The organism is Winogradskyella tangerina (assembly GCF_003260205.1).
Classification (GTDB): domain Bacteria; phylum Bacteroidota; class Bacteroidia; order Flavobacteriales; family Flavobacteriaceae; genus Winogradskyella; species Winogradskyella tangerina.
The window spans coordinates 93,622-118,169 of record NZ_QERF01000008.1; the positions used below are offsets into that span (position 1 = coordinate 93,622).

At 35.9% G+C, this 24,548-nt stretch carries 24 protein-coding genes; 10 read left to right on the forward strand and 14 right to left on the reverse strand.

Annotated features, from left to right (window positions below; translation table 11 throughout):
* Window positions 1-3 precede the first annotated feature (3 nt).
* The 4 genes from DDY94_RS12105 to DDY94_RS12120 form a co-directional block, all read right to left on the reverse strand.
* Complete coding sequence (locus DDY94_RS12105; protein WP_111684384.1) at window positions 4-501, reverse strand: anthrone oxygenase family protein; 498 nt, start codon at window positions 499-501, stop codon at window positions 4-6.
* Window positions 502-505: 4 nt separating this feature from the next.
* Window positions 506-907, reverse strand: coding sequence for a DUF5367 family protein (locus DDY94_RS12110; protein WP_111684385.1), 402 nt, complete (start codon window positions 905-907; stop codon window positions 506-508).
* A gap of 91 nt (window positions 908-998) precedes the next feature.
* Window positions 999-1,853, reverse strand: coding sequence for a helix-turn-helix domain-containing protein (locus tag DDY94_RS12115; protein WP_111684386.1), 855 nt, complete (start codon window positions 1,851-1,853; stop codon window positions 999-1,001).
* Window positions 1,854-1,867: 14 nt separating this feature from the next.
* On the reverse strand, window positions 1,868-3,244 hold the full coding sequence (locus DDY94_RS12120; RefSeq protein WP_111684387.1) for a sugar porter family MFS transporter: 1,377 nt from the start codon (window positions 3,242-3,244) through the stop codon (window positions 1,868-1,870).
* Between the two features lie 171 nt (window positions 3,245-3,415).
* Here DDY94_RS12120 and msrB point away from each other — a divergent pair, with 171 nt between their 5' ends.
* Genes msrB through DDY94_RS12140 form a run of 4 tightly spaced genes read left to right on the forward strand, consistent with a single transcriptional unit; the run spans window position 3,416 to window position 5,660 of the window.
* Window positions 3,416-3,877: a peptide-methionine (R)-S-oxide reductase MsrB gene (gene msrB / locus DDY94_RS12125; protein ID WP_111684388.1), complete on the forward strand. Its 462-nt coding sequence runs from the start codon at window positions 3,416-3,418 to the stop codon at window positions 3,875-3,877.
* Window positions 3,867-4,412: a peptide-methionine (S)-S-oxide reductase MsrA gene (gene msrA / locus DDY94_RS12130; RefSeq protein ID WP_111684389.1), complete on the forward strand. Its 546-nt coding sequence runs from the start codon at window positions 3,867-3,869 to the stop codon at window positions 4,410-4,412. The genes msrB and msrA overlap by 11 nt, the downstream gene beginning before the upstream one ends.
* A gap of 58 nt (window positions 4,413-4,470) precedes the next feature.
* Window positions 4,471-4,728: a glutaredoxin family protein gene (locus DDY94_RS12135; RefSeq protein WP_111684390.1), complete on the forward strand. Its 258-nt coding sequence runs from the start codon at window positions 4,471-4,473 to the stop codon at window positions 4,726-4,728.
* Window positions 4,701-5,660, forward strand: a complete 960-nt coding sequence (locus DDY94_RS12140) for an aldo/keto reductase (protein ID WP_111684391.1) — start codon at window positions 4,701-4,703, stop codon at window positions 5,658-5,660. The genes DDY94_RS12135 and DDY94_RS12140 overlap by 28 nt, the downstream gene beginning before the upstream one ends.
* Here the strand turns inward: DDY94_RS12140 and DDY94_RS12145 are convergent.
* The 6 genes from DDY94_RS12145 to DDY94_RS12170 form a co-directional block, all read right to left on the reverse strand.
* Window positions 5,657-7,078 carry a TolC family protein gene (locus DDY94_RS12145; RefSeq protein ID WP_111684392.1) on the reverse strand — a complete coding sequence of 474 codons (1,422 nt, stop codon included), beginning with the start codon at window positions 7,076-7,078 and terminating at the stop codon, window positions 5,657-5,659. The genes DDY94_RS12140 and DDY94_RS12145 overlap by 4 nt on opposite strands.
* Window positions 7,079-7,090: 12 nt before the next feature.
* Window positions 7,091-7,762 carry an ABC transporter ATP-binding protein gene (locus tag DDY94_RS12150; protein WP_111684393.1) on the reverse strand — a complete coding sequence of 224 codons (672 nt, stop codon included), beginning with the start codon at window positions 7,760-7,762 and terminating at the stop codon, window positions 7,091-7,093.
* A 17-nt stretch (window positions 7,763-7,779) separates the two neighbouring features.
* The gene (locus DDY94_RS12155; RefSeq protein WP_111684394.1) at window positions 7,780-10,227 is read right to left on the reverse strand and encodes an ABC transporter permease; all 2,448 of its coding nucleotides are present in this window, start codon (window positions 10,225-10,227) and stop codon (window positions 7,780-7,782) included.
* Between the two features lie 27 nt (window positions 10,228-10,254).
* Window positions 10,255-12,660 (reverse strand): ABC transporter permease, encoded by a 2,406-nt coding sequence (locus DDY94_RS12160; RefSeq protein WP_111684395.1) that lies wholly within the window; start codon window positions 12,658-12,660, stop codon window positions 10,255-10,257.
* A gap of 193 nt (window positions 12,661-12,853) precedes the next feature.
* A complete protein-coding gene (locus DDY94_RS12165) occupies window positions 12,854-13,531 on the reverse strand; it encodes an ABC transporter ATP-binding protein (protein ID WP_111684620.1) in 678 nt (225 codons plus the stop codon).
* 27 nt (window positions 13,532-13,558) lie between these two features.
* Window positions 13,559-14,809 (reverse strand): efflux RND transporter periplasmic adaptor subunit, encoded by a 1,251-nt coding sequence (locus tag DDY94_RS12170; RefSeq protein ID WP_111684396.1) that lies wholly within the window; start codon window positions 14,807-14,809, stop codon window positions 13,559-13,561.
* A gap of 204 nt (window positions 14,810-15,013) precedes the next feature.
* Here DDY94_RS12170 and DDY94_RS12175 point away from each other — a divergent pair, with 204 nt between their 5' ends.
* The 5 genes from DDY94_RS12175 to DDY94_RS12195 all read left to right on the forward strand — a co-directional run bounded on the left by DDY94_RS12175 (window position 15,014) and on the right by DDY94_RS12195 (window position 19,665).
* On the forward strand, window positions 15,014-16,366 hold the full coding sequence (locus DDY94_RS12175; protein WP_111684397.1) for a sigma-54-dependent transcriptional regulator: 1,353 nt from the start codon (window positions 15,014-15,016) through the stop codon (window positions 16,364-16,366).
* Entirely contained in the window at window positions 16,356-17,699 is a 1,344-nt protein-coding gene (locus DDY94_RS12180) for a sensor histidine kinase (RefSeq protein WP_111684398.1), read from the forward strand. The genes DDY94_RS12175 and DDY94_RS12180 overlap by 11 nt, the downstream gene beginning before the upstream one ends.
* A 72-nt stretch (window positions 17,700-17,771) precedes the next feature.
* Window positions 17,772-18,200, forward strand: a complete 429-nt coding sequence (locus DDY94_RS12185) for a MarR family winged helix-turn-helix transcriptional regulator (protein WP_111684399.1) — start codon at window positions 17,772-17,774, stop codon at window positions 18,198-18,200.
* A 55-nt stretch (window positions 18,201-18,255) separates the two neighbouring features.
* The gene (locus DDY94_RS12190; protein ID WP_111684400.1) at window positions 18,256-18,987 is read left to right on the forward strand and encodes an SDR family oxidoreductase; all 732 of its coding nucleotides are present in this window, start codon (window positions 18,256-18,258) and stop codon (window positions 18,985-18,987) included.
* Between the two features lie 30 nt (window positions 18,988-19,017).
* Window positions 19,018-19,665 carry an NADPH-dependent F420 reductase gene (locus tag DDY94_RS12195; protein ID WP_111684401.1) on the forward strand — a complete coding sequence of 216 codons (648 nt, stop codon included), beginning with the start codon at window positions 19,018-19,020 and terminating at the stop codon, window positions 19,663-19,665.
* Window positions 19,666-19,777: 112 nt separating this feature from the next.
* Here the strand turns inward: DDY94_RS12195 and DDY94_RS12200 are convergent, their stop codons facing one another.
* Window positions 19,778-20,806: a hypothetical protein gene (locus DDY94_RS12200; RefSeq protein ID WP_111684402.1), complete on the reverse strand. Its 1,029-nt coding sequence runs from the start codon at window positions 20,804-20,806 to the stop codon at window positions 19,778-19,780.
* Window positions 20,807-20,892: 86 nt separating this feature from the next.
* On the opposite strand from DDY94_RS12200, the gene DDY94_RS12205 reads away from it, so the two are divergent.
* On the forward strand, window positions 20,893-21,621 hold the full coding sequence (locus DDY94_RS12205) for a nitroreductase family protein (RefSeq protein ID WP_111684403.1): 729 nt from the start codon (window positions 20,893-20,895) through the stop codon (window positions 21,619-21,621).
* A 2-nt stretch (window positions 21,622-21,623) separates the two neighbouring features.
* Here DDY94_RS12205 and DDY94_RS12210 read toward each other — a convergent pair whose 3' ends face one another.
* The 3 genes from DDY94_RS12210 to DDY94_RS12220 all read right to left on the reverse strand — a co-directional run bounded on the left by DDY94_RS12210 (window position 21,624) and on the right by DDY94_RS12220 (window position 24,492).
* Window positions 21,624-23,600 (reverse strand): protein-disulfide reductase DsbD family protein, encoded by a 1,977-nt coding sequence (locus tag DDY94_RS12210; RefSeq protein WP_111684404.1) that lies wholly within the window; start codon window positions 23,598-23,600, stop codon window positions 21,624-21,626.
* A gap of 138 nt (window positions 23,601-23,738) precedes the next feature.
* Window positions 23,739-24,149 carry a rhodanese-like domain-containing protein gene (locus DDY94_RS12215; RefSeq protein ID WP_111684622.1) on the reverse strand — a complete coding sequence of 137 codons (411 nt, stop codon included), beginning with the start codon at window positions 24,147-24,149 and terminating at the stop codon, window positions 23,739-23,741.
* Window positions 24,150-24,165: 16 nt separating this feature from the next.
* A complete protein-coding gene (locus DDY94_RS12220; RefSeq protein ID WP_111684405.1) occupies window positions 24,166-24,492 on the reverse strand; it encodes a rhodanese-like domain-containing protein in 327 nt (108 codons plus the stop codon).
* Between the last annotated feature and the right edge of the window lie 56 nt (window positions 24,493-24,548).

The following is a 24,548-nucleotide window of genomic DNA, read 5'->3' on the forward strand; positions in this document are numbered from 1 at the left end:
TATTTATTTTGTGATTTGTGTTGCTATAATTACTAAGGTTATAAATGATAGTATTGAGGTCATAGTTCTCACGAGATGAAGGCGGTTCCATTGGTCTTCGAATGCTAATCTAAGATCATTCAGCTCAACCTTACTCAAAGTTTCCAGCTGATGCTGATCAATCATTTCATTCAATGGTACATTTCCAAAAACTGTTACGAGGATCACACCTAAGGCATAAAGAAGTACTGCTAACAAAAGCATCCACCAAACATGTGATTCTAAATTTTTGAATATGAAAAGATTGACTATCCCAAGAAAAAATGGTCCTAAGAACACCACAAAAAAAGTGGGATTTAATATAACGCGATTCATTTGTTGAAAGGCCATTAAAAAGCCCAGATCATCTAATCGTCCTATTCCTGCAGTTACTGTATTAGACCAAGTGAAACAGAGTCCTGCGCTAAGTCCGGTGCAAATTACCAATGTAAAAAATACAATGTGTTGTAATGAGAATTCCATGCGGCTACTGATTTAGTTTGATCGTTTTTGGATACACTTTGATATAGTAATAAAGTGCTGCTATGCATAAAAATTCTAAAGCTACCAACCAAAATCCGAATGAGGTGAAAAACGAAAAATGGTCAATCCCATTAGGCATCATAAAAAATGGGACTGTGATTAAAGCGTCTAATGCCGCACTGGTCAATAAAAAGGCCTGTCCAACCTTATAGCCAGGAGTTGTGGATTCGGCTTTATAGTATAAAGCACTTCCGTACCATACTAACGGAATAACAGAAAGAAATAACACCAAATTGGCCTGCATTTCTGCATCTTCCATCATAGAAAATTGAAAGGAAATTGTGTACAAGGACACGCCCAGTATCCAGATGGTTACTCCGATTAAAACGACTCTAATAGTTTTCATGTCTTAATAATTTTTAATTACAAGACAAAAGTATTTCTGCTTTAGAGCATTGACTTATTTGAAAAGAATTTTGATTTGTCGGAAAGGACGATTATTTAATTTGACTGGGGCGATAGCCGAATTTATTCGCGAAAGCATTTGAAAACGAACTCAAACTATCGTAGCCAACGTGCCACGCTGCTTCCTGAACCGTTGCACTTTTGCTACTGATCATTTCGTGTGCGGTAGTTAATCTTTCATTTTGAAGATACTTGAAAACAGGGACGCCAAAGACTTCCTTGAATTCCTTTTTAAGCTTGGTGGTGTTCAAGCCAATAATCTTGGATAACTCTGATAATGATGGTGGATTATCTAGATTTTGAGCTAGAATTTGTTTTACTTCTTCAAGGCGAGAACGATCGTGGGTTTTAAAACTTTTAGACTTATGAAGTGCCAACTGTCCAAAAAAGTGAGATAGCAAGGCGGTGATCTGACTTCGGAAAAACATCATCCTAGCTTTACCTTCATATTTCATATTGAAAATACCATTCACAATTTTGAGCATCTCAGGTGTCATAAAAAAGCATGGACCTTCAACATAATGATCTTTTGGTTTTACCAATTGCTCGAGTAATTCAGAAAACAACTCACCTTCCTGATTTGGTAACTTGTGAAGGTTTCGTGTGGCTGTCGCTATAACGATACATTCTAGAGGGCAATCCTTTGTCACTGTATGATGACACATCACCTTTTCATCAGAATAAAAAGACAGAGCAAGGCCTTTGGTATAATTATAGTGTTTGGACGCCGTAGGATATTCGAATTCTAAATCTACATTTCCTGATCCATAAAATGCTACTGCAATAACAGGCTCATCAAAACAGCAAGAATCCTGAATAGTTTCATCAGAATTTGCAGTCTCAACTAAAATGGTGAAATCGTTAATGTCAATAATGTCTCTGGTCATAGCAATAAACTCTGTTACTCCCAAAACGCTTCGATCTCTTCCAAGGTTTTACCTTTAGTTTCAGGAATGAACTTAAACGTTATAAAGATAATAACTAGTATAAACGCAATAAAAATAAAGTATGGCATAGAACCATTCCAAGGTGCAGTATTATTGGTCTCACTTTCCATAACGATCGGAAAGGTTTGGGAAACAAGGTAGTTTGCCGCCCACTGACCTGCCACAGCAATTGCCATAGCGACGCTTCGAATTTTATTCGGAAACATTTCAGATAAAATCACCCAAACAACAGGACCCATCGACAGGGCAAAAGCACCAATGAATACAAGCACACCAATTAATGATACCAAACCTACTGCTTCTTGCTGCAAGGAGATACCAAGTAGTAAGAAACCGATTATCATTCCTACAGAACCAATATATAAAAGTGGTTTTCTACCGTATTTATCTACAGTGACCATAGCAACAATAGTGAAGACGAGATTCACAAATGCTAGTAAGATTTGTTGTGCTAAGACATCTTCTTTTCCGAAGCCAAGTGCTTTTTCAAAAATATCGGCGCCATAGTATAGTACGGCATTGATTCCAGTAAATTGTTGTAAAACTGACAGTGCTGTTCCAATAATGATAATGGCAAGAATTGCTTTTGAAAAGTAATTCACCTTTACCTTGTCTTCCTTGGTTTGCAAAGAAGCCTTGATTTCTGCAATCTCTTGTTGGGCATGCTCTTCACCATGAACTTTAGTCAGAATTCCTAATGCTTCTTCGTCCCTACCCTTTATTGCCAACCAGCGCGGACTTTTAGGCACCAAAAACAGCAATACCAAGAACAAACCGCTTGGCACCAACTCGGACCAAAACATACGGCGCCAGCCGAATTCAATATTTTCGGCTTCAGATAGACTATTTCCAATAAAATAGGTAGCTAAAAACACCACAAAAAACCCAATTACTATCGCCAATTGGTAATAGGTTACCATTTTACCTCGAATATGACTAGGCGCAATTTCGGCGATATACATAGGCGCATTCATTGATGCGATCCCAATACCTAAACCGCCGATAATTCTGAAGATCACCAAAACAGTAACCGTTTCTGGAAAGATATCAGGTAACCCTGAGCCCCAAGCGGATAAGGTAAATAACAATGCCGATATAATCAATGAACTTTTCCGCCCAATAACTATACTCAATACACCTGCTATTAAGGCACCAACAAGACAGCCAATTAGTGCACTACCAACAACCCAACCTTTTAATGCTGGATCGAGTTCAAAATATTGACTTAAAAAATACTGCGCGCCGTTTATAACACCCGTATCATACCCAAATAACAAGCCCCCTAATGCTGAGATGGCCGTAATGAGTAATAAATATGCTCCTTTGTTCATTTGATTTTAGTTAGTTGTTCTGATAAATATACCCTAAAAAAATCAATTCAAAATCATTAAAAATTTAAGAGCACTTTAACCTCCATGATGCAAGGAATATTGACTTTCATCGACTAACTTAGCACTTCCAAAAAAGGCTATTTATTAACTAGAAAAGAAAGGACATATTGTATGCTAACTTGGAAAGATGTGATCAATTTTGCTGTAAATGGAAATCCAACGCCAGACAGACGTGTTGAGAAATCCGAAGCAGAATGGAAAGCACAATTAACACCAGAACAATATAGAATAACGCGTGAAAAAGGGACTGAACGTCCACACAGCGGTGAACTTTGCAGTATCTACGACGCTGGTAAATATAACTGTGTTTGCTGCGGAACACCATTATTTGATTCTACAATTAAATTCAGTTCAGGAACTGGTTGGCCTAGTTTTACCCAGCCTATAAAAGAAAATGCCATTAAATATGAAAAAGACACATCATACGGAATGGTAAGGGTTGAAGTGATGTGTAATACTTGCGATGGACACTTAGGACATGTTTTTCCTGATGGCCCAGAACCAAGTGGATTGCGTTATTGTATTAATTCTGAATCAATGACTTTAGAAAAGGAGCTGGCTAATGACAACTAAAAATTTACAAATTGCCACAATTGGCGGAGGATGCTTTTGGTGCACGGAAGCTGTATTTCTTGAAGTAAAAGGTGTTGAAAAAGTAGTATCAGGATATTCAGGTGGAAATGTCCCAGGGAAACCAACATACAGAGAGGTATGTTCAGGATTAACAGGGCATGCTGAAGTTATTCAGGTAACTTTTGATGCCGACGTTATAAGTTACGAGGATATTCTTGTCATTTTTATGACCACTCACGATCCCACGACCTTGAACAGACAAGGAGCTGATCGTGGCACACAATATCGTTCCGTAATTTTTTATCACGATGACACGCAAAAGGCAATTGCTGAGGCCGTAATTAACGAACTCAGTAAATACTTTGAAGACCCTATAGTAACTGAAATCTCTGAAGCTCAAACGTTTTTTGAAGCTGAACAAGAGCATCAGGACTATTACAGGAATAATGAACAACAAGGCTACTGCAGTTTTGTGATTACACCAAAACTGGTGAAGTTTCGCAAGCTTCACGCAGATAAATTAAAAAATACTTAAAGTTGAATTCAAAGCCGCTGATTTAGCGGCTTTGAGTTTATGCACTATTCAATCAAATATGGCTCATTCTAAAATTAAATTATTTGGTGCAGCACGTTGCCATAAAACGCAATACTATCAGCAGTTTTTAGATGACCAAAATTTAGATTATTCTTTTTTAGATGTTGAATTGAACGACGATTACGCTGAAGAATTACGCAACCTATATGAAAATCGAAAACTCAATTTTCCTACTATAACCATTGGCAAAAAGAAACTTAGAAATCCATCAGATAAAGAACTATTAAAATGGCTAAAAAAACTAGAATTGGTTTAGGATTAGCCGCTTTAGGCCGACCAGATTATATCAATATTCGCTCGAATCCAGATATTGATAAATCTGTCAATGCTTTTAAAAAAAATACTTTTGAAGTCTTAGACAAGGCCTACACTATGGGTATTAGAGATTTTGATGTGGCACCTTCATACGGTTTGGGTGAACAATTCTTACTCGAATGGAATAAGTCAAGAGCCTATTCTGATGTTAACCTTTCAACTAAGTTTGGTTATACTTATGTGGCTAACTGGGAAATCGGTTTTAAAGGCAAACATGAAATAAAAGAGCATTCTTTATCAAAATTGAATGAGCAATGGGAAGTATCTAAAGCTTTTTTGCCAAATTTGAGTATATATCAAATTCATTCTGCAACCCTCGAAACTGGTGTATTAACCAATAACAAAGTACTTTCTAGACTGCATGAATTGAAACAAACTCATGGATTAAAAATCGGGTTGTCATCAAGCGGAACTGCTCAAAACGCAATTATTTCTGAGGCTCTTAAGGTTACCTTTGATGGTGTGGAATTGTTTGATAGTTTTCAGGTGACCTTCAATATTTTTGAACAGTCCACCTTTTCAATTTTGAAACAATTACTGGTAAATAACAAAACCGTAATCATAAAAGAAGCTCTAGCGAATGGACGTGTTTTTAAACATTCAAATTTTGAAAATTACCAAGAGGCCTATCATCTACTCGAATCTCTTCAAACTAAATATAATATCGGAACCGATGCTATTGCCATTCGTTATATTATAGATATTCTAGCACCGACCATAGTACTAAGCGGCGCTTCTAATACGGCACACTTAAAACAGAATTTAAAAGCCTTAGATTTCGAATTGACTGATTCAGAACTAGAAAAACTAAAATCCTTAGCAATTTTGCCTAAGCATTATTGGGCCGAACGGCAAAGCTTGGAGTGGAATTAATTTGGTAGTCCCCTGTAGTAATCTAATACCTTAACACGCAGTAAATAATCGTACTTTGCATTAGCCAGATTTACTCTTGCATTGTCTAAGTTATTTTTACTGGTTACATAGTTTAAAAAGTTTGAAATCCCACTATTGAATCGAATTTCATTGATTCGGTAAGACTCTTCGTAAGCCTCCACCTGTTTTAACAGACTATTGTACCGATTGAAGGCGGCCTGCATGTCAAAATGAACTTGGGCAATCGTGTTTTTAATATCGAGATGTGTTCGTTCTAACTCGATCATAGATTCTTCCATCTGAATTTTCTGCAAGGCCACATTATTCTTTGCCCTAAATCCATTAAACAATGGCACACTCACAGAAACACCAATTACAGTATTGAGGTTATTATCTAACTGATCCTCGAAGCTTATGGTCTGTGCATCAAAATTCATTTGTTCATTGAATACGGGTAAATCCTGACCATCGACGGTAACAAACAAACCCGTATCTACGATTTCAGTTCCGGTCATATTAAATATCTGGGCAGCACTAGAATAGTTGGTATTTATACCACCAAAAACGGATACCTCTGGCGTAAATTGAGACTTTGCTACACTGATTCCTTTTTTAGCAGCTTCAATCCGTTTTTCATTTGCTTGAAAGGTCAATAAATTTTGTAACGCTTCATTGTAAACCTCGTCAGCAGATAAGTTATAACCTGTCATTTCTAGCAAAAGATTTTCAGCATCAACATTAACATTGCCTGGTAAATTCATTAATCGGATCAAGTCACGTTTAGAATTATTCAGATTCGATTCTGAAACTAAAATACTCGTTTCATCGTTGGCAATTTGCCCAAGAAGATCAGTATAATCTGCAGGGTTTCCTGATTCATTTTTATAAAAATCCTCCTGAATTTTCAGTTGTTTCTTTGTGGCTTCATATCGTTGCTTGGTGAGTTCTAAAACCGCTTTATTATTCAATACCTGAAGATAAGTCAATGTAACATTCAGAACCAGATCTTGTTCTGCTGCCTCAACTTCAAGAGTCGCAGCTTCGCGATTTAATTTATTTTGTTTGGCGGCATTTAACAGTCGAAAACCATTAAAAATGGTCATATCTAAACTTAACCCCATATTAGAAAAGGTTAACTCCTGATTGATAAAATCATTGGTAAAAGGGTCAATACTTCGTCCGTCATTAACTCCCAAATTAAAGGTTCCATTAATGCTAGGTAGCAAATTTGCCTTAGTTTGCTGATGATTTATTTTAGCAGTATTTGCCCGTAAATTCGATGATTTTAGATCGAGGTTATTTTCGAGCGCTATTTCAATACATTCGTCTAAGGTATAGCTTTGTAGTATCTGATTTTGAGCATAGCTCACCTCAGCCATCAGTAACAAGATGGTAATTATTAAATTATATGTTTTCATGATATCCTTGTTTTACGGAACTATTTTTCCATCGAGCAGATTAATGATTCTCGAACCATAAGCTGCATTTGCTTCCGAATGTGTAGCCTGAATTATGGTAACTCCTTCTTTATTTAATTGAGAAAACAACTCCATAATCTCTCTACTTTGCTTAGAGTTTAAGTTACCGGTAGGTTCGTCTGCTAAAATAAGTTTTGGTTTTCCTATTAATGCGCGAGCTATTCCAACTAATTGTTGCTGACCACCACTAAGTTGCCGTGGAAAAAGATCTTTTTTACCTACGATATTAAATCGATCTAGCATATCTCCCACCAAGGCTTTGCGTTCCGAAGATTTAATATTTTTATACAACAAGGGTGTTTCAATGTTTTCCCATACGTTTAACTCGTCGATAAGATGGTAGGCCTGAAATACAAATCCGATATAATCTTTATATAATTTTGATCTGTTCTTTTCTTTCATGCTGTGCACAGGTTGTCCTAAAAAGGTATAACCACCATCGGTGAAACTATCTAGCATACCAATACAATTTAGTAAGGTAGACTTGCCAGAACCTGATGGCCCCATTAGTGATATAAATTCACCTTCATTCACATTTAGTGTGATGTCTTCGAGTAAGTTGATTCGATTACTACCTGAATTCACAGCACGTGTGGCTTCGTTTAAACTTAATAATATGTTCATTTTTTGATTGATGTTTTTTATTCAGAGCGCAGCGAGTTCACTGGATTAACACTTGCTGCTCTTAAGGTTTTCACACTTATTACAATGAGTGCGAACACGATCATAGCTATACCACTTAAAAGAAATACCCAATAACTGATTGGCTCTTTGTATGAAAAGTCTTGTAGCCAATCGTAAATTCCGTACCACGCAATTGGTGCCGCTATGACAAAGGCTATGGCCACTAATATCAAGAATTCCTTACACAACAAGGTGTTGATTTGTAAAATAGATGCTCCTAAAACCTTACGTACTCCAATTTCTTTTACACGTCTATTTGTGGTATAAATTACTAACCCAAGAAGTCCTAGACAACTTATTAATATTGATAGTCCTGTCGCCCAATTGAGTAATTTTGAGACTTTCTTTTCTCGGTCGTAAAATCTTGCAATTGTTTCATCCATAAATTCAATTCGGTAATCATCAACCTCCGTGTAAACCGATTTATAGGTTGATTCAATTTTTGATAATGCAGATTTAAGATCGTCACCTTCTAAATTTTGTAAAGCAACATGTATTGCTTGATATCTACTAAAATCTGGTCTATACCAATCTCCTACCAAGGCCATAGGTTTAATATCAGTCTTTAACGATCTTTGATGAAAATCTGCCATTACGCCTACTACAGGTACTTTTTCATCACCAAAGTCTACTAAAGCTCCAATAGCTTTTTCGGGTGAATCAAATCCATAAATGCGTTGCGCCGTCTCATTAATGACCAATTCTCTAATAGTATCGTTTCTGAAATTTCTTCCAGCGAGTAATTTTAGTTCAAAAAGATCGAGATATTCGGTATCGCCAAAAATGAATTGCAGATCAGATTGCACCTCTGTTTTTCCGTTATTCACAGTGGTTGAAGATGTATTTGTATTGTAAGAGGCGGGTGCCATACCACCAATACTAATTTTTTTGATCTGAGGAATCGAGGTTAGTTTTTCGGCAAACAATTCTTTTTTGGAAAGTGCTCTCTCAGCACGCGGACTAAATACTGAAACTATAGCTTCTGTTTGAAAACCCATATCCTTGTTCAATAAGAAATTAATTTGCCTTCCGACGAGAAGCGTTCCAATAATGAAAATCTGTGCGATCGTAAATTGAAATACTGTAAGGAACTTTCGGAGTCCAACTTTTTTATCTCCTATACCTAAATGATTTTTTAAAACTGAAACTGTATTGAATTTCGACAATACGACAGCCGGATAAAAGCCTGAAAGAAAAGTTACAAATACCAACAGAATTACAATTCCTATTAAGATCAACGGTGTTCCGATTAATTTGAATTCAAGATCAGCCGGCACAAAATCTGAAAAGACATTTATCAACCACTTTGTTAATCCAATAGAAAGCAAGGCAGAAATTACAACAAGCATAAAGGTCTCGCCCATAAATTGCCATATTAACTGCTTACGCGAACTTCCTAGGGTTTTTCTAATGCCTATTTCTTTAGCACGCTGCGTAGCCTGTGCAGTATTTAAATTGATGAAGTTGATACAACCAAGTAGGAGCAAAAATAATGCAACTAAGGCCAAATTTCTAAGTAATGGTTTACTAGCCATGCCACGTTCCCAATCATAAACTCCGTAATCCTCATTAAAATGGATATCTCTTAATGGTTGTAAGGTAAAGGCTCGAGTTTGGCCATAACGCTTCATATCTTCATCAATGTGCGCATCCGCTAATGCTTTCAATTCATCGTTAATCTGATTGATGTTTGCATATTGTTTGACTTTAACAAATAGTTGCGAATTGGAATTTGTACTATTCCAGTTATTATCTAAAATAAATTCGCGTGTATTCGTCTGTAATAAGGTGGGATGGGATATGAATTCTTCAAAAACAATATCGCTACGTTCTTTAAAATTTTCAACAATTCCGGTGACTTTCGTATTAATCGAATCATTATATACAAGGGTCTTGCCAATAATTTCAGAAGGTTTCAAATTTGGAAAATAGTCCTTAGCTCTGTTTTCAGATAGGATCACTTCATTAGGGTTAGCTAATACGTTATCCATGTTTCCTGCTAAAAAATTATACTTGAATATATCAAAGTATTCCCCATTTGTATAAATAACAAATTTGGGCCATTTAAACTCGAGGTTACTTTCTCTGTTTTCTACTTTTGAAGGGCGCTCAGTATAAAACCCATTTATAATTTCAAAATTTGAATTCTCCTTTATTGCATCCTCTAAGGCAACAGTAACACCCGGATTATGAAACTGACCTTCAGGACTCGTAAAATCTGTTACCACTCGATAAATACGATCATCATCTTTATGAAAGTTATCGAACGTGTAATCGTAATAGATCATTAATCCAATGACAAAAGATGCACTCAGTCCTATGGTTAAACCAATAATATTAATAAGAGAAAATACCTTGTTCTTCATGATATTTCTCCATGCTATTTTGAAATAATTTTTGATCATAACAGTTTGTTTTTTGATTGATTGAGATTACTCTGTACGTAATGAATTAACTGGGTTTGCAGTTGCGGCCTTAATGGCTTGATAGCTCACTGTTAAAAGCGAAATTAAGACAGCACCAGAACAAGCAAGCGCAAAAACTGTCCATGAAATGTCAGTTCTATAAGAGAACTTTTGCAACCACTGGCTCATCATGTAATATGCGATTGGAGAACCAATGACCAGTGCAATGATTACAAGGGTTATAAAATCTTTCGATAATAAAATCCAAAGTTGCTTAACCGATGCACCTAAAACTTTTCTTACGCCAATTTCTTTGGTTCGTTGCTCAGCTATAAATGAAGCAAGTCCAAATAATCCAAGACAGCTAATAAAAATTGCCAGTATTGTAAAAATGCGTGCTAAACTTGCCACGCGTTCCTCAGCCCTAAATTTTGCTCCATATTCTTCGTCTACAAATTGATAGCTAAATGGTACATTAGGAAAATTTCTTTTGAAAACCGCTTCTATCGTTTCTAGATTATCGCTAATACTGCGATCTGGATTCATCCTTAAATTGTAGTAACTTTCATTTTCATAGGCATCGAATACATACATAGCTTGCTTAACAGGCTCGTAAGGTGATTGGACGATGTAGTCTTGAATAACTCCAACAATCTTTAATGGTGGCGCAGGATCTGGATCATTATAATCAGAATCTCTAATTAACTTACCTATAGGGTTTTCGATATTCATATATTTTACAGCAGTTTCATTTAGTATCACCGCTGTTGAATCGGATGCAAATTCTCTCGAAAATCCACGACCTTCGATTAGATTTAAACCTAAGGTCTCGACAAATTCATAAGATACAGCGGTCCATGCCAAGTCCTCTTGAAACCCTTCAGGCTTCCCTTCCCAGTCATATCCACTTCTGTTAGACCAAACATTGGTTGTTGGGCTACTCGTTGTTGCCATTTCCACTACTGCACCCGATTCTATTAGTTGCATGCGCATAAAGTCTTTCTTACCTGAAAACTCAGCACTCATAACAGGCACCTGTATGAGACTATCTTTATCATAACCCACAGGACGATCTTTAGAATATTGAATCTGATTGATCACAACTATGGTTCCGATGATTAATGCGATTGAAACTGTGAATTGCGCTACCACCAGAATCTTTCGAGGTAAAGCCGAATATTTACCTGCTTTAAATGTTCCCTTTAATACTGCAACAGGATTGAAAGATGACAAATACAAGGCTGGATAACTTCCGGCTAAAATCGCTGTGATAAAAATGAATAAAATGGAGGCTATCCAGAATTGATAGTTAGTCCATGGAAAAACAATTTGTTTTGCAGCTAGGTTATTGAAACCATCTAAAGACAGTAAAACAATTCCAAAAGCGAGCACAAATGATAGTAACACAATTAAAAAAGATTCGCTTAAAAACTGAAATATCAACTGACTTCTATGCGAACCAATAGACTTTCTAATTCCTACTTCTGTTGCTCTTTTTTCTGAACGTGCTGTACTTAAATTAATAAAATTGATACAAGCTAATAGTAAAACGAATGTTCCTATAATTCCAAATAGCCAAACATTCTCAATACGGCCACCAGATTGCACGCCATTCTCATAGGTATCTCTAAGATGCCAATCTTTCATTGGTGCCAAAAATATTTCCGGATTAAATTCAGCTTCCTCTGGAGATCGTTCTTTTTTTACATTAATGATTTTATTTGTAACCGCTTCCATGGTTGTATTATCATTGATCTGAACAAAAGCCTGAAACGAATTATTCCCCCAGTGATCTTCAGCTTCCCTGATCCAATCCTGCCAAGTGATATAAAATTTCCAAGGCATTACAAATTCAAGATCTGAAAATGAATTGTTATCTGGAATATCCTCATACACTGACGTTACTTCCATTTCAAAAGAATCGCTTAATTTCAATATTTTTCCTATTGGATCTTCATTTCCAAATAATTTTTCAGCAGTAGATTCGGCCAACATTATAGAATTTAAATCCTTCAGTCCATTTGGTTTGCCGTTTATGATTTTTAAACTGAGCATATCAATGACACCTTCTTGCATAAAACTGCCTAGAAAGTTGATGTTCTTTTCATCATATTTGAGGTACCATGGAAAATTCCAAGATGACATAACTATATGCTTAAAGTTATCATTATGTGCTTCTCTCAGAGCAAATTCTAAAGGTCTTGGTATGGCTTCACTAGTTTCTGTGTCTCCATTATTTGATTCATTTTGATAAATCTGAGCAATGGTATCATAATTTTCAAAATGCTTGTTATAACTTAACTCATCATAGATCCAAAGTCCAATGAGCATGGTGGCCGCCATTCCGATAGCTAAACCAGAAATATTTATAAATGAATACACCTTGTTTTTAAGGAGGTTTCGAAAGGCTATTTTGAAATAATTTTTAAGCATGACTTCTGTGATTAATTGATCTAACTACGCCTTGGCTTCGATAGACCGTTCGTTTTTTGATTGATGCATCATTGCAATTACAATTCTGCTTTAATTTGGTTTCTACACTTCAGTATAATTTTTTGGCTGGTCTCATACTGAAGTGTTTCCACCATGATTGATTGATTATGTATTTTGATTGATGATTCCATGTCTAAGCCAGAATATTTTCGGTTACTTTCTGTCCGTCTAACATTCTAATAATTCTATGGCTGTACTTGGCATCGTGTTCACTGTGAGTGACCATAACTATAGTTGTTCCGGCTTCATTAAGATCAATTAGCAGATCCATAACTTCATTACCATTGGTACTATCTAAGTTTCCAGTAGGCTCATCCGCAAGAATAAGCTTTGGTTTGTTTACCACCGCTCTTGCTACAGCCACTCGTTGCTGCTGTCCCCCGGATAATTGTTGGGGGAAGTGATTTCTACGATGCATAATTTGCATCTTCTCTAAAACTTCTTCTACACGCTTTTTGCGTTCCGCCGGCTTTACACCAGTGTAGATTAATGGCAGTTCTACATTTTCGAAAACTGTAAGTTCGTCGATAAGGTTAAAACTCTGGAATACAAATCCGATATTGTGTTTACGCAGTTCTGAACGCTTACGTTCGCTATATCCAGAAACCTCTTCGCCATTAAACATAAAACTCCCACTATCTGGATCATCTAGTAGCCCGATAATATTGAGTAATGTAGATTTACCACATCCTGATGGTCCCATTATGGCTACAAACTCACCTTCTTTAACTCCAAAGGATAATTTATTTAAGGCTATAGTTTGAACCTCTTCAGTTCTGTAAAATTTCTCCAGGTCTTTAATTTGTATCATGGTATTCATTTTTTAATTGATTGTATCTTATTTTAATATCAGTTCTTCTGCATCACCAAACGAATCATAGCTTGAAGTAACTACCTTGTCTCCTATATTTAAGCCTTCTAATACTTCGAAATATTCTGTATTCTGACTTCCCAGACGCACATCAATTTTGTAAGCGGTATTACCATCCTCACTTATTTTGTACATCCAATTGCCACCTGTTTTTTGGTAGAATCCACCTTTGGCCACTAGTAACGCCTCTTTTTCAGCACTTAAGGCTAATCTAATTTGAAGATTTTGGCCTCTTCTTATGCCTTCCGGAGTTTCACCTTCAAACTTCATGTCTACCTGAAAACGCCCGTTAGTGACTTGTGTAAATACTTTTTTAATTACTAATGTGTAGGTTTTGTCATTTAGTGTGAATGTTCCAGACTGACCGGTATAAATTCGAGAAATATAATGTTCGTCAATATCAACACGTACTTTATATCCACTTGTTACATCTACTTGTCCTAAACGTGTTCCTTTATTGATTGACTGACCAATTTCAGCATCGAGCGAAGTTAGCTGTCCATCAATTGGGGCTCGTACTACCAGATCACCTACCTTTTTTCGCATAAGTTCTAAGGCACTTTGTGTTCTGGCATAAGAGTCTTTGGCTTGTTTAATTTCGAGCTTTGAAGAAATGGAGTCTTCGGATAACACTTGCTTTGCTAGTTTCATACGTTCTTTTTGATACTCAAAATCATTTTGAGATGATTCAAAATCTTGTCTTCCTATTGCTCCTTTCTCATAAAGACGCTTATTCAAATTATAAACACGTTCGGCTTCAATGAGATTATTTTCAACATCGGTGAATTGGTTTTGTCTATTGATAGTATTCTGGCGCGCAGCGTTTTGAGAAATCTGCATTTGGGTCAATAAATTATATACGGAAGTCTCTTGGTTAATGAGACTTAGCTCTAAATCTGTATTTGAAAGTCTTAAAATAGGCTCACCTTTTTTTAGCATGGCACCGTCTTCAACAAACTTCTCCTCTACACGCCCACCTTCTAAAGCATCTAAATAGATCGTCGTAATTGGCAAAATAATTCCACTAACAGGAATATTTTCCTGAAACACTTCTCTATTGACAGTATGAATGGTTATGCGTTCCTTTTGAACATTTAATTTTGAACCACCTGAAGTTTGAATTATAACAAACACAATCAATGCGACGATGGCTAGAATTCCAGCAATTAAGCCTAGTTTTTGTTTTGAAAATTTCTTCTTTTGAATTGGTATGTCCATTGTAATTTGTTTTGACACTTAATATATAGTGAAGATGATGCCAAAAATTTATTATACTGATTATCATATACTTACATTTTTAATTGATTTTAAAAGTGTTCGATTTTGATACACTCTGTGTCCGAATTTGCACACTTTGAAACATTAACTTTTTTTGAATTCAGAAGCTTTTAAGGCTGAAGATAAAATCGTAATATTGTAAGGATGGTATTAAAAAATGCTCGCATATTAGTTGTCGATGATGACGCCGATGTCCTAAACGCCTTGAGACTACTTCTAAAGCCACTTGTAAAAGAAGTAGTCACAGAGAAAAATCCGAACAATATTAATTCTCAAATTGAACGAACCAATTACGATATCGTTATTTTAGATATGAATTTTAGTGGCCTCGTTAATACAGGGAATGAGGGTATCTTTTGGTTAAATAAAATTAGATCTATTCGACCAGAAACTGCAGTTATATTAATGACCGCCTATGCCGATATTGATCTTGCCATTAAAGGGCTAAAGGAAGGTGCTTCTGATTTTTTAATGAAACCTTGGAAGAATGAAAAGATTATTGAAACCATCAGCACCATATTAGGAAACAAAAAATCTAAGACTTCGCAAAAACAAGCTTTAACAAATAGCTCAGTAGATATTATTGGCAATAGTGATGCTATGAATGATGTTTTTGTAAAACTCAAAAAAGTTGCACCAACTGATGCTAATGTGCTTATACTTGGTGAAAATGGTACAGGAAAAGACCTAGTTGCACGAGCCATTCATGATAATTCAAACAGAAAAAATCAGCCTTTTGTTAAGGTTGATGTTGGTGCCCTCACCTCCTCACTTTTTGAAAGCGAACTTTTTGGATATAAAAAAGGTGCATTTACAGATGCCCGCGAAGACCGAAAAGGTCGTTTTGAAGCTGCAAATGGCGGAACTTTATTTTTAGATGAGATTGGAAATATAACGCTCGGACAACAAGTAAGGTTATTGACTGTTCTGCAAAATAGGCAAGTTACGCCTCTTGGATCAAACGAAGCCGTTCCTATAGATATCAGACTCATTTGTGCTACAAATGTCGACCCTAAAACTCTGGCTGACGAAAAGAAATTTAGAAAAGATCTTATTTATAGAATAAATACGGTAGATATTATGATGCCACCACTGCGAGAACGTAGTACAGACATTACTGAACTCGCTCATTATTTTGTATCTCTTTATGCAGAGAAATATAATAAAAGTGCATTCAAATTCGATCCTGCATTTATTTCAAAGTTAAAGAAACACGAATTCCCTGGAAATGTTCGTGAATTACAATATGTCCTTGAGCGTGCTGTAATAATGACTGATGGAAATATATTAAAACCTGAGGACCTAGTCTTCTCTTCTATTGAGCGCTCCGCCACCACTAAAAGCATTAATACAACAAGCTTAAATCTCGATGATGTTGAGAAGAACACAATCCTCACCGTACTCGAAAAGCATAAGGGTAATGTTTCTAAGTCTGCTAAAGAACTAGGAATTACCAGAGCGGCATTGTACAGACGATTGGATAAATATGAACTATAAAGGCTACATTCAAAGGCTATTCTTTAGAATTTTTCTACTCGTTGGTCTAATTCTCATACTTCTTTATTTTATAAAAGAAGATCAAACACCATACTTAATTATTGCAAGTATGGCAATTCTTTATCTTATGGGGAATACTTACACATTTATTAAACGTCGCTTTGTGGCTATGGATGATTTCTTTGAAGCCGTGAAATATCGAGATTTCTCTCGATGGTTCCCTGAGGATCGCGGACCAAAAGACATAAGATTTTTATACACAGGTTTTAATGAGATCAACCGAACCATCAAAGAGATAAATTCTCAAAATCAGGCACAATATGTTTACCTTCAGAAAATCTTGGAGATGGTAGATATTGGCATCATTGCCTACAATCTCGAAACTGGAGACGTCCTATGGAGTAACGACTCTTTTGGTGAGATTTTAGATATGCCTTCTTTCAAGAATATCAGATTTGTCGAAAACCGAAAACCCGAATTATTCAACACAATCTTTGAAACCTATCACCGCGAACCAAATTCTATATCTATAGCCCTTCAGAATGAAAGCATTAAAATATTGATCTCAGATACGGTTTTTCAAGTTGATGAGGATGCCTTCAAACTAATAGTGATTCAGAATATAGATGACACTTTAAATAAGAATGAATCAGAATCTTGGAAAAAGTTATTGAGTGTAATGACCCATGAAATCATGAATTCAATTACGCCAATTTCGTCTCTCGCTGATACGCTTCAAACTAATTTAGAGCAAAGTATTAAGGAACCTAAGAATCACCAACTAGAACTTGAAGATCTTAATTCTGGAATTAAAACCATCAAAAATCGTAGTGAAGGTCTTCTCAAATTTGCAAAAACCTATCGAAGCTTAAGTAAGGTGACAAACTTAAATCTGCAACGTGTAAGAGTTTCCGAATTATTTAGCAATATTCAATTATTAATGGCACCTTCCATAGAAGCGAAAAATATTGATATTGAATTTAAAATATCGGGGCCAAAACTAGAACTAGATATCGATACTCATCTTATTGAGCAAGTCTTAATTAACCTCTTATTAAATGCTGTTGACGCCTGTAAACACAGGGAAGATGCTCAAATTAAAGTTTTAGCTTCTCAGAATCCGAATCGAGATATTGTCATAAAAGTATATGACAACGGATCTGGAATCCCAACAAATATATTAGAGAATATTTTTGTTCCTTTCTTTACAAGTAAAGCCACGGGAAGTGGTATCGGGCTTAGTCTTTGCAAACAAATTATGCTACTTCACAAAGGTCGTATTATGGTAAAAAGTATTGAAGGTGAAGGCACTGTATTTAGTCTTGTCTTCTAAGATTATAAAATTTTCTAAAAATTCAAAATTATATTTGTATGTACAAACATTATTTATATCTTTGCTCCATAAATGGAAATACAGGAAACTAAATATTGTACATGTTTATATCATTCAGCAAATGCTTTTGCTCGTGTGATGACCAAAATGGCAGATGAAGCATTTGCCCCTACCGGGCTTTCTACTTCGTATGCTTTTTTGTTAATGACCGTGAATGATTCACCTGGTATTCAGCCTAAAGCTATAAGCTGTCAAATGCAATTAACACCTTCGACCGTGACGCGCCTTATCGAAAAGATGGAGTATCGCGGTTTATTAGAACGTAAATCAGTTGGTCGTGCAACACAAGTTTTCCCAACGGAAAAAAGTGAAGCGCTAAAACCTGAACTAAAAAAAGCTTGGCAGAGCTTGTATAAACAATACACCTCAATTTTAGGAAAAGAGACCGCCAGAAAATTAACAGACGATATTCATAAGGCCTATATGGAAATCGACAAATAAAAATTTTTACACATACTTATTTGTATGTACAAACATTAAATTAAACTTAAAAATCATGAAAAAAGTAGCATTAGTAACAGGAGCCAATAAAGGTTTAGGATTTCAAACCGCTAAAGAATTGGGACAACAAGGAATCAAAGTCTTAGTTGGAGCCAGAAATGAAGAGCGCGGCAATAAAGCCGTAGCTGAACTTAAAAACGAAGGTGTTGACGCAGAATTTGTACAACTAGATGTTTCAGATTCTAAAAGTATTAAGAATGCTGTTGACACAATTAGTAAAAATCACGATCATTTAGATATCCTTGTAAATAACGCTGGGATCATACATTCCAAGGAAAGCTGGGATGCCGATAGCGTCAATTCTTTAACGCAAGACATTCTAAGAGATACGTTTGAAACCAACTTCTTTGGTCTTGTAGATCTAACACAACAATTAGTACCACTAATCAAAAAGAGCGATCAGGGTAACATCGTAAATGTTTCAAGTATTTTGGGTTCATTGGGTGAGGCAAACAATCCGGAATCAGATTACTACCAAGTGAAACCATTTGCCTATAACGCCTCTAAAGCCGCTGTGAATTCGTATACCATTCATTTAGCAACGGCTTTAAAGAATGACAACATCAAGGTAAACTCTGCACACCCAGGTTGGGTTCAAACAGATCTTGGTACCGAGCATGCTCCATTGACTGTTGAAGAAGGTGCCAGAACCATTGTTGATTTGGCCTTAGATAGTTCAGATAAAACTTCAAGTTTTGAGCACTTAGGACAAGCAATAGCTTGGTAATATTTATTCAACCAATAAAATCAATTAATTATGAAAACTATAGGAATCATAGGCTCTGGAGTTGTAGGTCAATCACTAGCCGCAGGTTTTGTTAAACATGGCTATCAGGTAATGGTAGGAACTCGAGATACTTCAAAACTGAGTGAATGGCAATCGCAAATTGGACCTGGGCTTCAGCTAGGAAGTACAGCTGAGACCGCAAAATTTGGTGATACTCTGGTATTAGCAACTAAAGGTACTGTCGCAAAAGATGTAATCAATACATTAGACGACAATGATCTGTCTAACAAAACCATCATAGACGCCACTAATCCTATTGCAGATGCGGCACCCGAGGATGGTGTTTTAAAATTCTTCACTAGCAAAGAGAAATCTTTGATGGAAGAATTACAAGAGGCAGCACCAAATGCCAACTTTGTTAAGGCATTCAATACAGTAGCAAGTACTTACATGGTGAACCCTGAATTTGAAAGCAAACCTACCATGTTTCTTGCTGGTGATAACGAAAATGCCAAAAAGGAAGTGACCGAAATTGTTGCACAGTTTGGTTTTGAACCTGAAGACATGGGAACGGCAAAAGCTAGTGGTGTTCTAGAACAGTTGTGCATACTTTATTGTATCCCAGGATTCAGAGAAAACCGTTGGAATCATGCATTCAAGCTTATGAAAGCCAAATAATATAAGAATACGGTCTCTATTGTTATAACTTGAATCACCATCATTCTGGACTTGTCGCTTTTAAGTGGCGACAAGTCCAGAGCTGATGGTGTATTATATTTCAATAATTTAATTAGGCTTTTCGGCTTAAAACTCTATTCCAAAATTTATTTCTGAAGACTGCCAAACTAATCTCTTTTATGGTAACTACATTGAGTGGGAATTCTAAAACCACATGCAATAAACTCAAGAAAAATAAGGCTATAATTCCTGTAGTGTAATCATATAAATATAACGCCACTGAAGCCACCCAAATACCGACAATATATTTAGTTCGCTTATTGGTTAGACTTTTTTTCCAGCCGATAATAGAGGTTTTTGAAAACCAGTTGAGATAATGATAGGTATAAGCAAAAGCGATAAATATTTGGATTTTTACGCCAGTCTCAGACAACAAAGCAAATTTCTCCATATCTGCACCTATCAAATTTGCTAAACTGTAATTAAGCGGAATAAAACCACTATCCGTAAAAGATGCTTTGGTATAATCTGAAACTAAATACCGAGTTGCATCTAAATCTAATAGTAAGATAAGGAAAGGTACCAAAGCAATTAATAAAACACAGATTATACCTGGAATACTCTTTGATTTTAAAACACCATATAACATAAAGAGTAGCGTAAAAACATAGACATGAATTATGGTTGGCAAAAACACACCAACAACAACAACTATTTTTGGGATGACTAATGCAAAAATTAATGAAAGGACTATGCTAAGCACTAAGGCAAGTACTAAATAATTCAATTTTCGAATTACAATCAGTGCCATTGAAAATAGAAATCCAGAAAGTAAAAGAATGGCATTTATATTTGGTCCGAGCCACTCCATAAGTCGTTCAAAAACCGCAACATCTTCAAGATATTTCATCATTGGAAATATTGCAACCACAATAGCGAATACAATAAATAACCGCTTAATTATAAGTTTTGGCTTAATGAAATAGGTTTTATCATCTAACCAATTTATCTCCGTCAAATAGTGTAATGGCCCGAGAAAGGCATACGAAAAAAGGAATAATTCAAAAGGTAAAACTATGGCTGCAATCAAGGATATAATAAGCAGGCCTATGTTTACAATATCTATAGTTACACTTTTCATATCGATTTTCAAGATAAGCTTTAATTTAAAATTGGGCTATTTTCTGCTTTATTCATTTATCTTGTACCTAAATACAGATGATTAGCATGGAAAAAACGGTTTCAGAAGCAATTGCATACCGACGGTCAACAAGAGTTTATAAAGATATTCCTATCGACACCCAAAAAGTGAAACAATGCCTCGTCAATGCTGCATTAGCACCAACGAGTAGTAATCTTCAACTTTGGGAGTTTTATCATGTGACCGATAAAGAGAAGCTTAAGCGACTTGCAGAAGCATGTTTTAATCAGAGCGCAGCTAAAACTGCACAACAATTAGTTGTCATCGTTGCACGGAAAGACCTATGGAAAAAACGTAGGCAAGCAAATATTGATTTTATCAACAAGGCCTATGATAAAGAGGGTTTAAGTGAGCGCGATCTAAGGCGAAAAAAAATGGCAACGAATTATTATAAAAAACTCATTCCAACAGTATACACCGATTTCCTCGGTATTTTAGGAATGATTAAATATGGCGTTTTTCAAATTATGGGCTTATTTAAACCGATTTATAGGCAAGCACGACAAAGCGATATGCGCATTGTTGCCCATAAAAGTGCCGGACTTGCTGCACAAAACTTTATGATCAGTATGGCTGCGATCGGTTATGATACCTGCCCAATGGAAGGTAGTGATACTCTACGAGTGAAACGGATTTTGAAACTACCGAGAGGCGCTGAAATAAATATGGTTATTGGCTGCGGAATTAGAGATGAAAAAGGGATTTACGGAAAGCGTTTCAGAATTCCTTTTGAAGAAGTATACTTCGAGGTCTAATATTATTTCTTGAAATTTTCCAAACCGGTTTTTAACCACTCCAAGTAGGCTTCTGCATTAGGCTCGTAAGCATTCGTAGTATTTAGAAGTTCCATTTCTGAATTCAAAAGCACATAATATGGCTGTGAGTTATCCTCAAAATTTGTGGTTTGCAAGGCAGTCCATTTATCACCTTTGGTTTCAATCGTCTTTACTGTTCCATTCGATCTGATATAATCGAATTGTTTATCAGCCGAAAGTTCCCTTCGATCATCTACGTATAATGAAATAATAACATAGTTATCTTTAAGCATATCATATACTTCTGATTTGCTCCACACCTGCTCTTCCATCTGCCTGCAATTCACACAGGCCCAACCTGTAAAATCTAAAAGTATGGGCTTATTTTCAGCCTTTGCTAATTCAATACCTTCATCAAGGTCTTTTCTACAATTCAGATCGAGAGGACATTCTGAAGCTTTTTCATAAATACTGTAGAACATTGGTGGTGGAAAACCACTAAGTAATTTGAGGTTTGCCCATTTCGAATTCGTCAATCCAGGTATCAAATAAATCACAAAAGCCACAAATAAAATACCTGTAGTAATTCGTCCCTTACCGAGTTTTTGCAACGGACCGTCATGTGGAAATTTGATTTTTCCGAATAAATATAATACGAGTCCGATGCCAATTATAATCCAGAGTCCTATAAACACTTCACGCTTTAAAAGTCCCCATTGTTCAACAAGGTCGGCATTAGATAAAAACTTAAGTGCTAAAGCCAATTCAATAAAGCCTAATACCACCTTTACTGTATTTAGCCAACCACCCGATTTAGGCAGTGTATTCAGCCACTTCGGGAACATAGCAAACAGAGTAAATGGTAAAGCTAATGCTAACCCAAAACCACTCATACCCATAGTAAGTTGCATGGCTCCGCCATCAGCGGTTAATGAACTTCCTAATAGTGTTCCTAAAATTGGACCGGTACATGAAAAGGACACAATGGCTAGTGTGAGTGCCATAAAAAAGATTCCAACAAAACCGCCAATCTTATTAGCACGATCATCCATAGCCGCACTCCAAGACTGTGGTAATGTCAGTTCATAATAGCCGAAAAATGAAAAGGCAAAAACGATGAATATGATAAAGAAAATGATGTTAAGCGTTACGTTGGTAGAAATATTATTTAATATTCCAGGGTCAACAGAATCTAGAACATGAAAAGGAATACTCAATAAGGCGTAGATTAAAAAGATAAATAGCCCATACAAAATAGAATTGAATAATCCTTTCTTATTCTCACCAGAACTCTTGGTAAAAAACGAAACAGTTAACGGAATCATTGGGAATACACAAGGTGTAAGCAAGGCAATTAGACCGCCTAAAAATCCAAGGAGAAAAATGGTAAAATTACTTTTCTCTTCAACAGTTTGTTTTTCGTATTTCTCCCATCCTGTGACATTCATATTTAACCCTTCACTTAGCTGCTTACTCCTTTCATCAATTTCTACAGCTTTCTTTTCTATGGCAGAACCATCAAGTGATAAATAAAACGTGAAATCACCCGGAATACATTTTGCATTATCACAGGTCTGGTACTCTACAAATACTTCAATCTGATTCAAACTTGAATTAATAAGCGATATACGCTGTTCAAATATTGCCCGATCTTTGAATTTAACTACGTTCTCTTCAAAGATCTTATCATAAATTGGTTCTACTTCGGGTTCCGAAGTCTTGCCATCAAGCTGATAGTTATCATCCTGTCCTCTAAATTCAAAGTAAGTTTCTGGGGCAAAGCCATCTTCTTCTTGCCTATTTTGAGAATAGATATACCATCCTTTATCAATATTTGCTGTGAAAACCAGTTTATATTCAGTATCTGAAATCTTTTCGACCTCAGATTCCCACTTTACTGGCTCCAAAATCTGTGCATTCAAATTGAGTGAAAAACAAACTGCCAAGATGCAGTAAAGAAGTGCTTTCTTAATAATCATATTAAAAACCTTATAGCGCAAATGTAAGTGTTGCGTCTCTATTATTCTTTAAGAGTCGTCTAATTTATAAAAACCTTAAGAATTAAAAAATGAAGATAAATTGGCATAAAAAAACCGAACTTTCGTTCGGTTGGTTTATTAAGACTTTACTTCGATCTCTATTTTATCTGAATGTCGCCATTTGGAAATACCGCCTTCGAGATCGTATATTTTTTCAAATCCTGCATCTTGCAGCTTCTTGGCACATTTTGCGCTTCTATTACCACCTTTACAATACAAGATCACTGGCTTCTCTTTATCGAGCTTCGCTATATCCTCATCAAAGGTTGGTGAATTAAAATCAATGTTTTGTGAATTCACAATATGCTCCTTTTCATATTCTTTTTCAGTGCGTACATCTACCAATTGCACATCCTCCATCTCTAAAATGGATTGCATTTCTTCTGCAGTGACAAGTTTAACTTCAGTATCGTTAATTTTACTGTCTAGACAACTTGTTACAAAACTTACTGCCAAAATAAGACAGCCAACAATAGCTAATTTTTTCATTTTTTGATTTAATGTTTTATTCGTTGAAAGCAACCTCACCTTGCCATTCACTAAAACCGCCTACCAAATTATAAGTATTTTGAAACCCTAACTGATTCATTACTGCACAAGCTTGAGCACTTCGGCCACCTGCTTTGCAATACACATAATAATTTTTGGTTTTATCTAAAGCCTCTACCTCTTCAATAAATCCTTGACCTTTATAAATGTCAATGTGAATTGCTCCAGGTATAACGCCTAAATCGATCTCTTCTTGGGTTCTAACATCTAAAACAACCGAATTATTGTCTTCTTCGAGCTGTTTTGTCCAATCATTTTGCAATAAATCCACTTTTCCTAGCATTTTTATTAAACAAAATTAACATTTCCTTGTGAAATAGACGAAAAAAAACCCGAAGT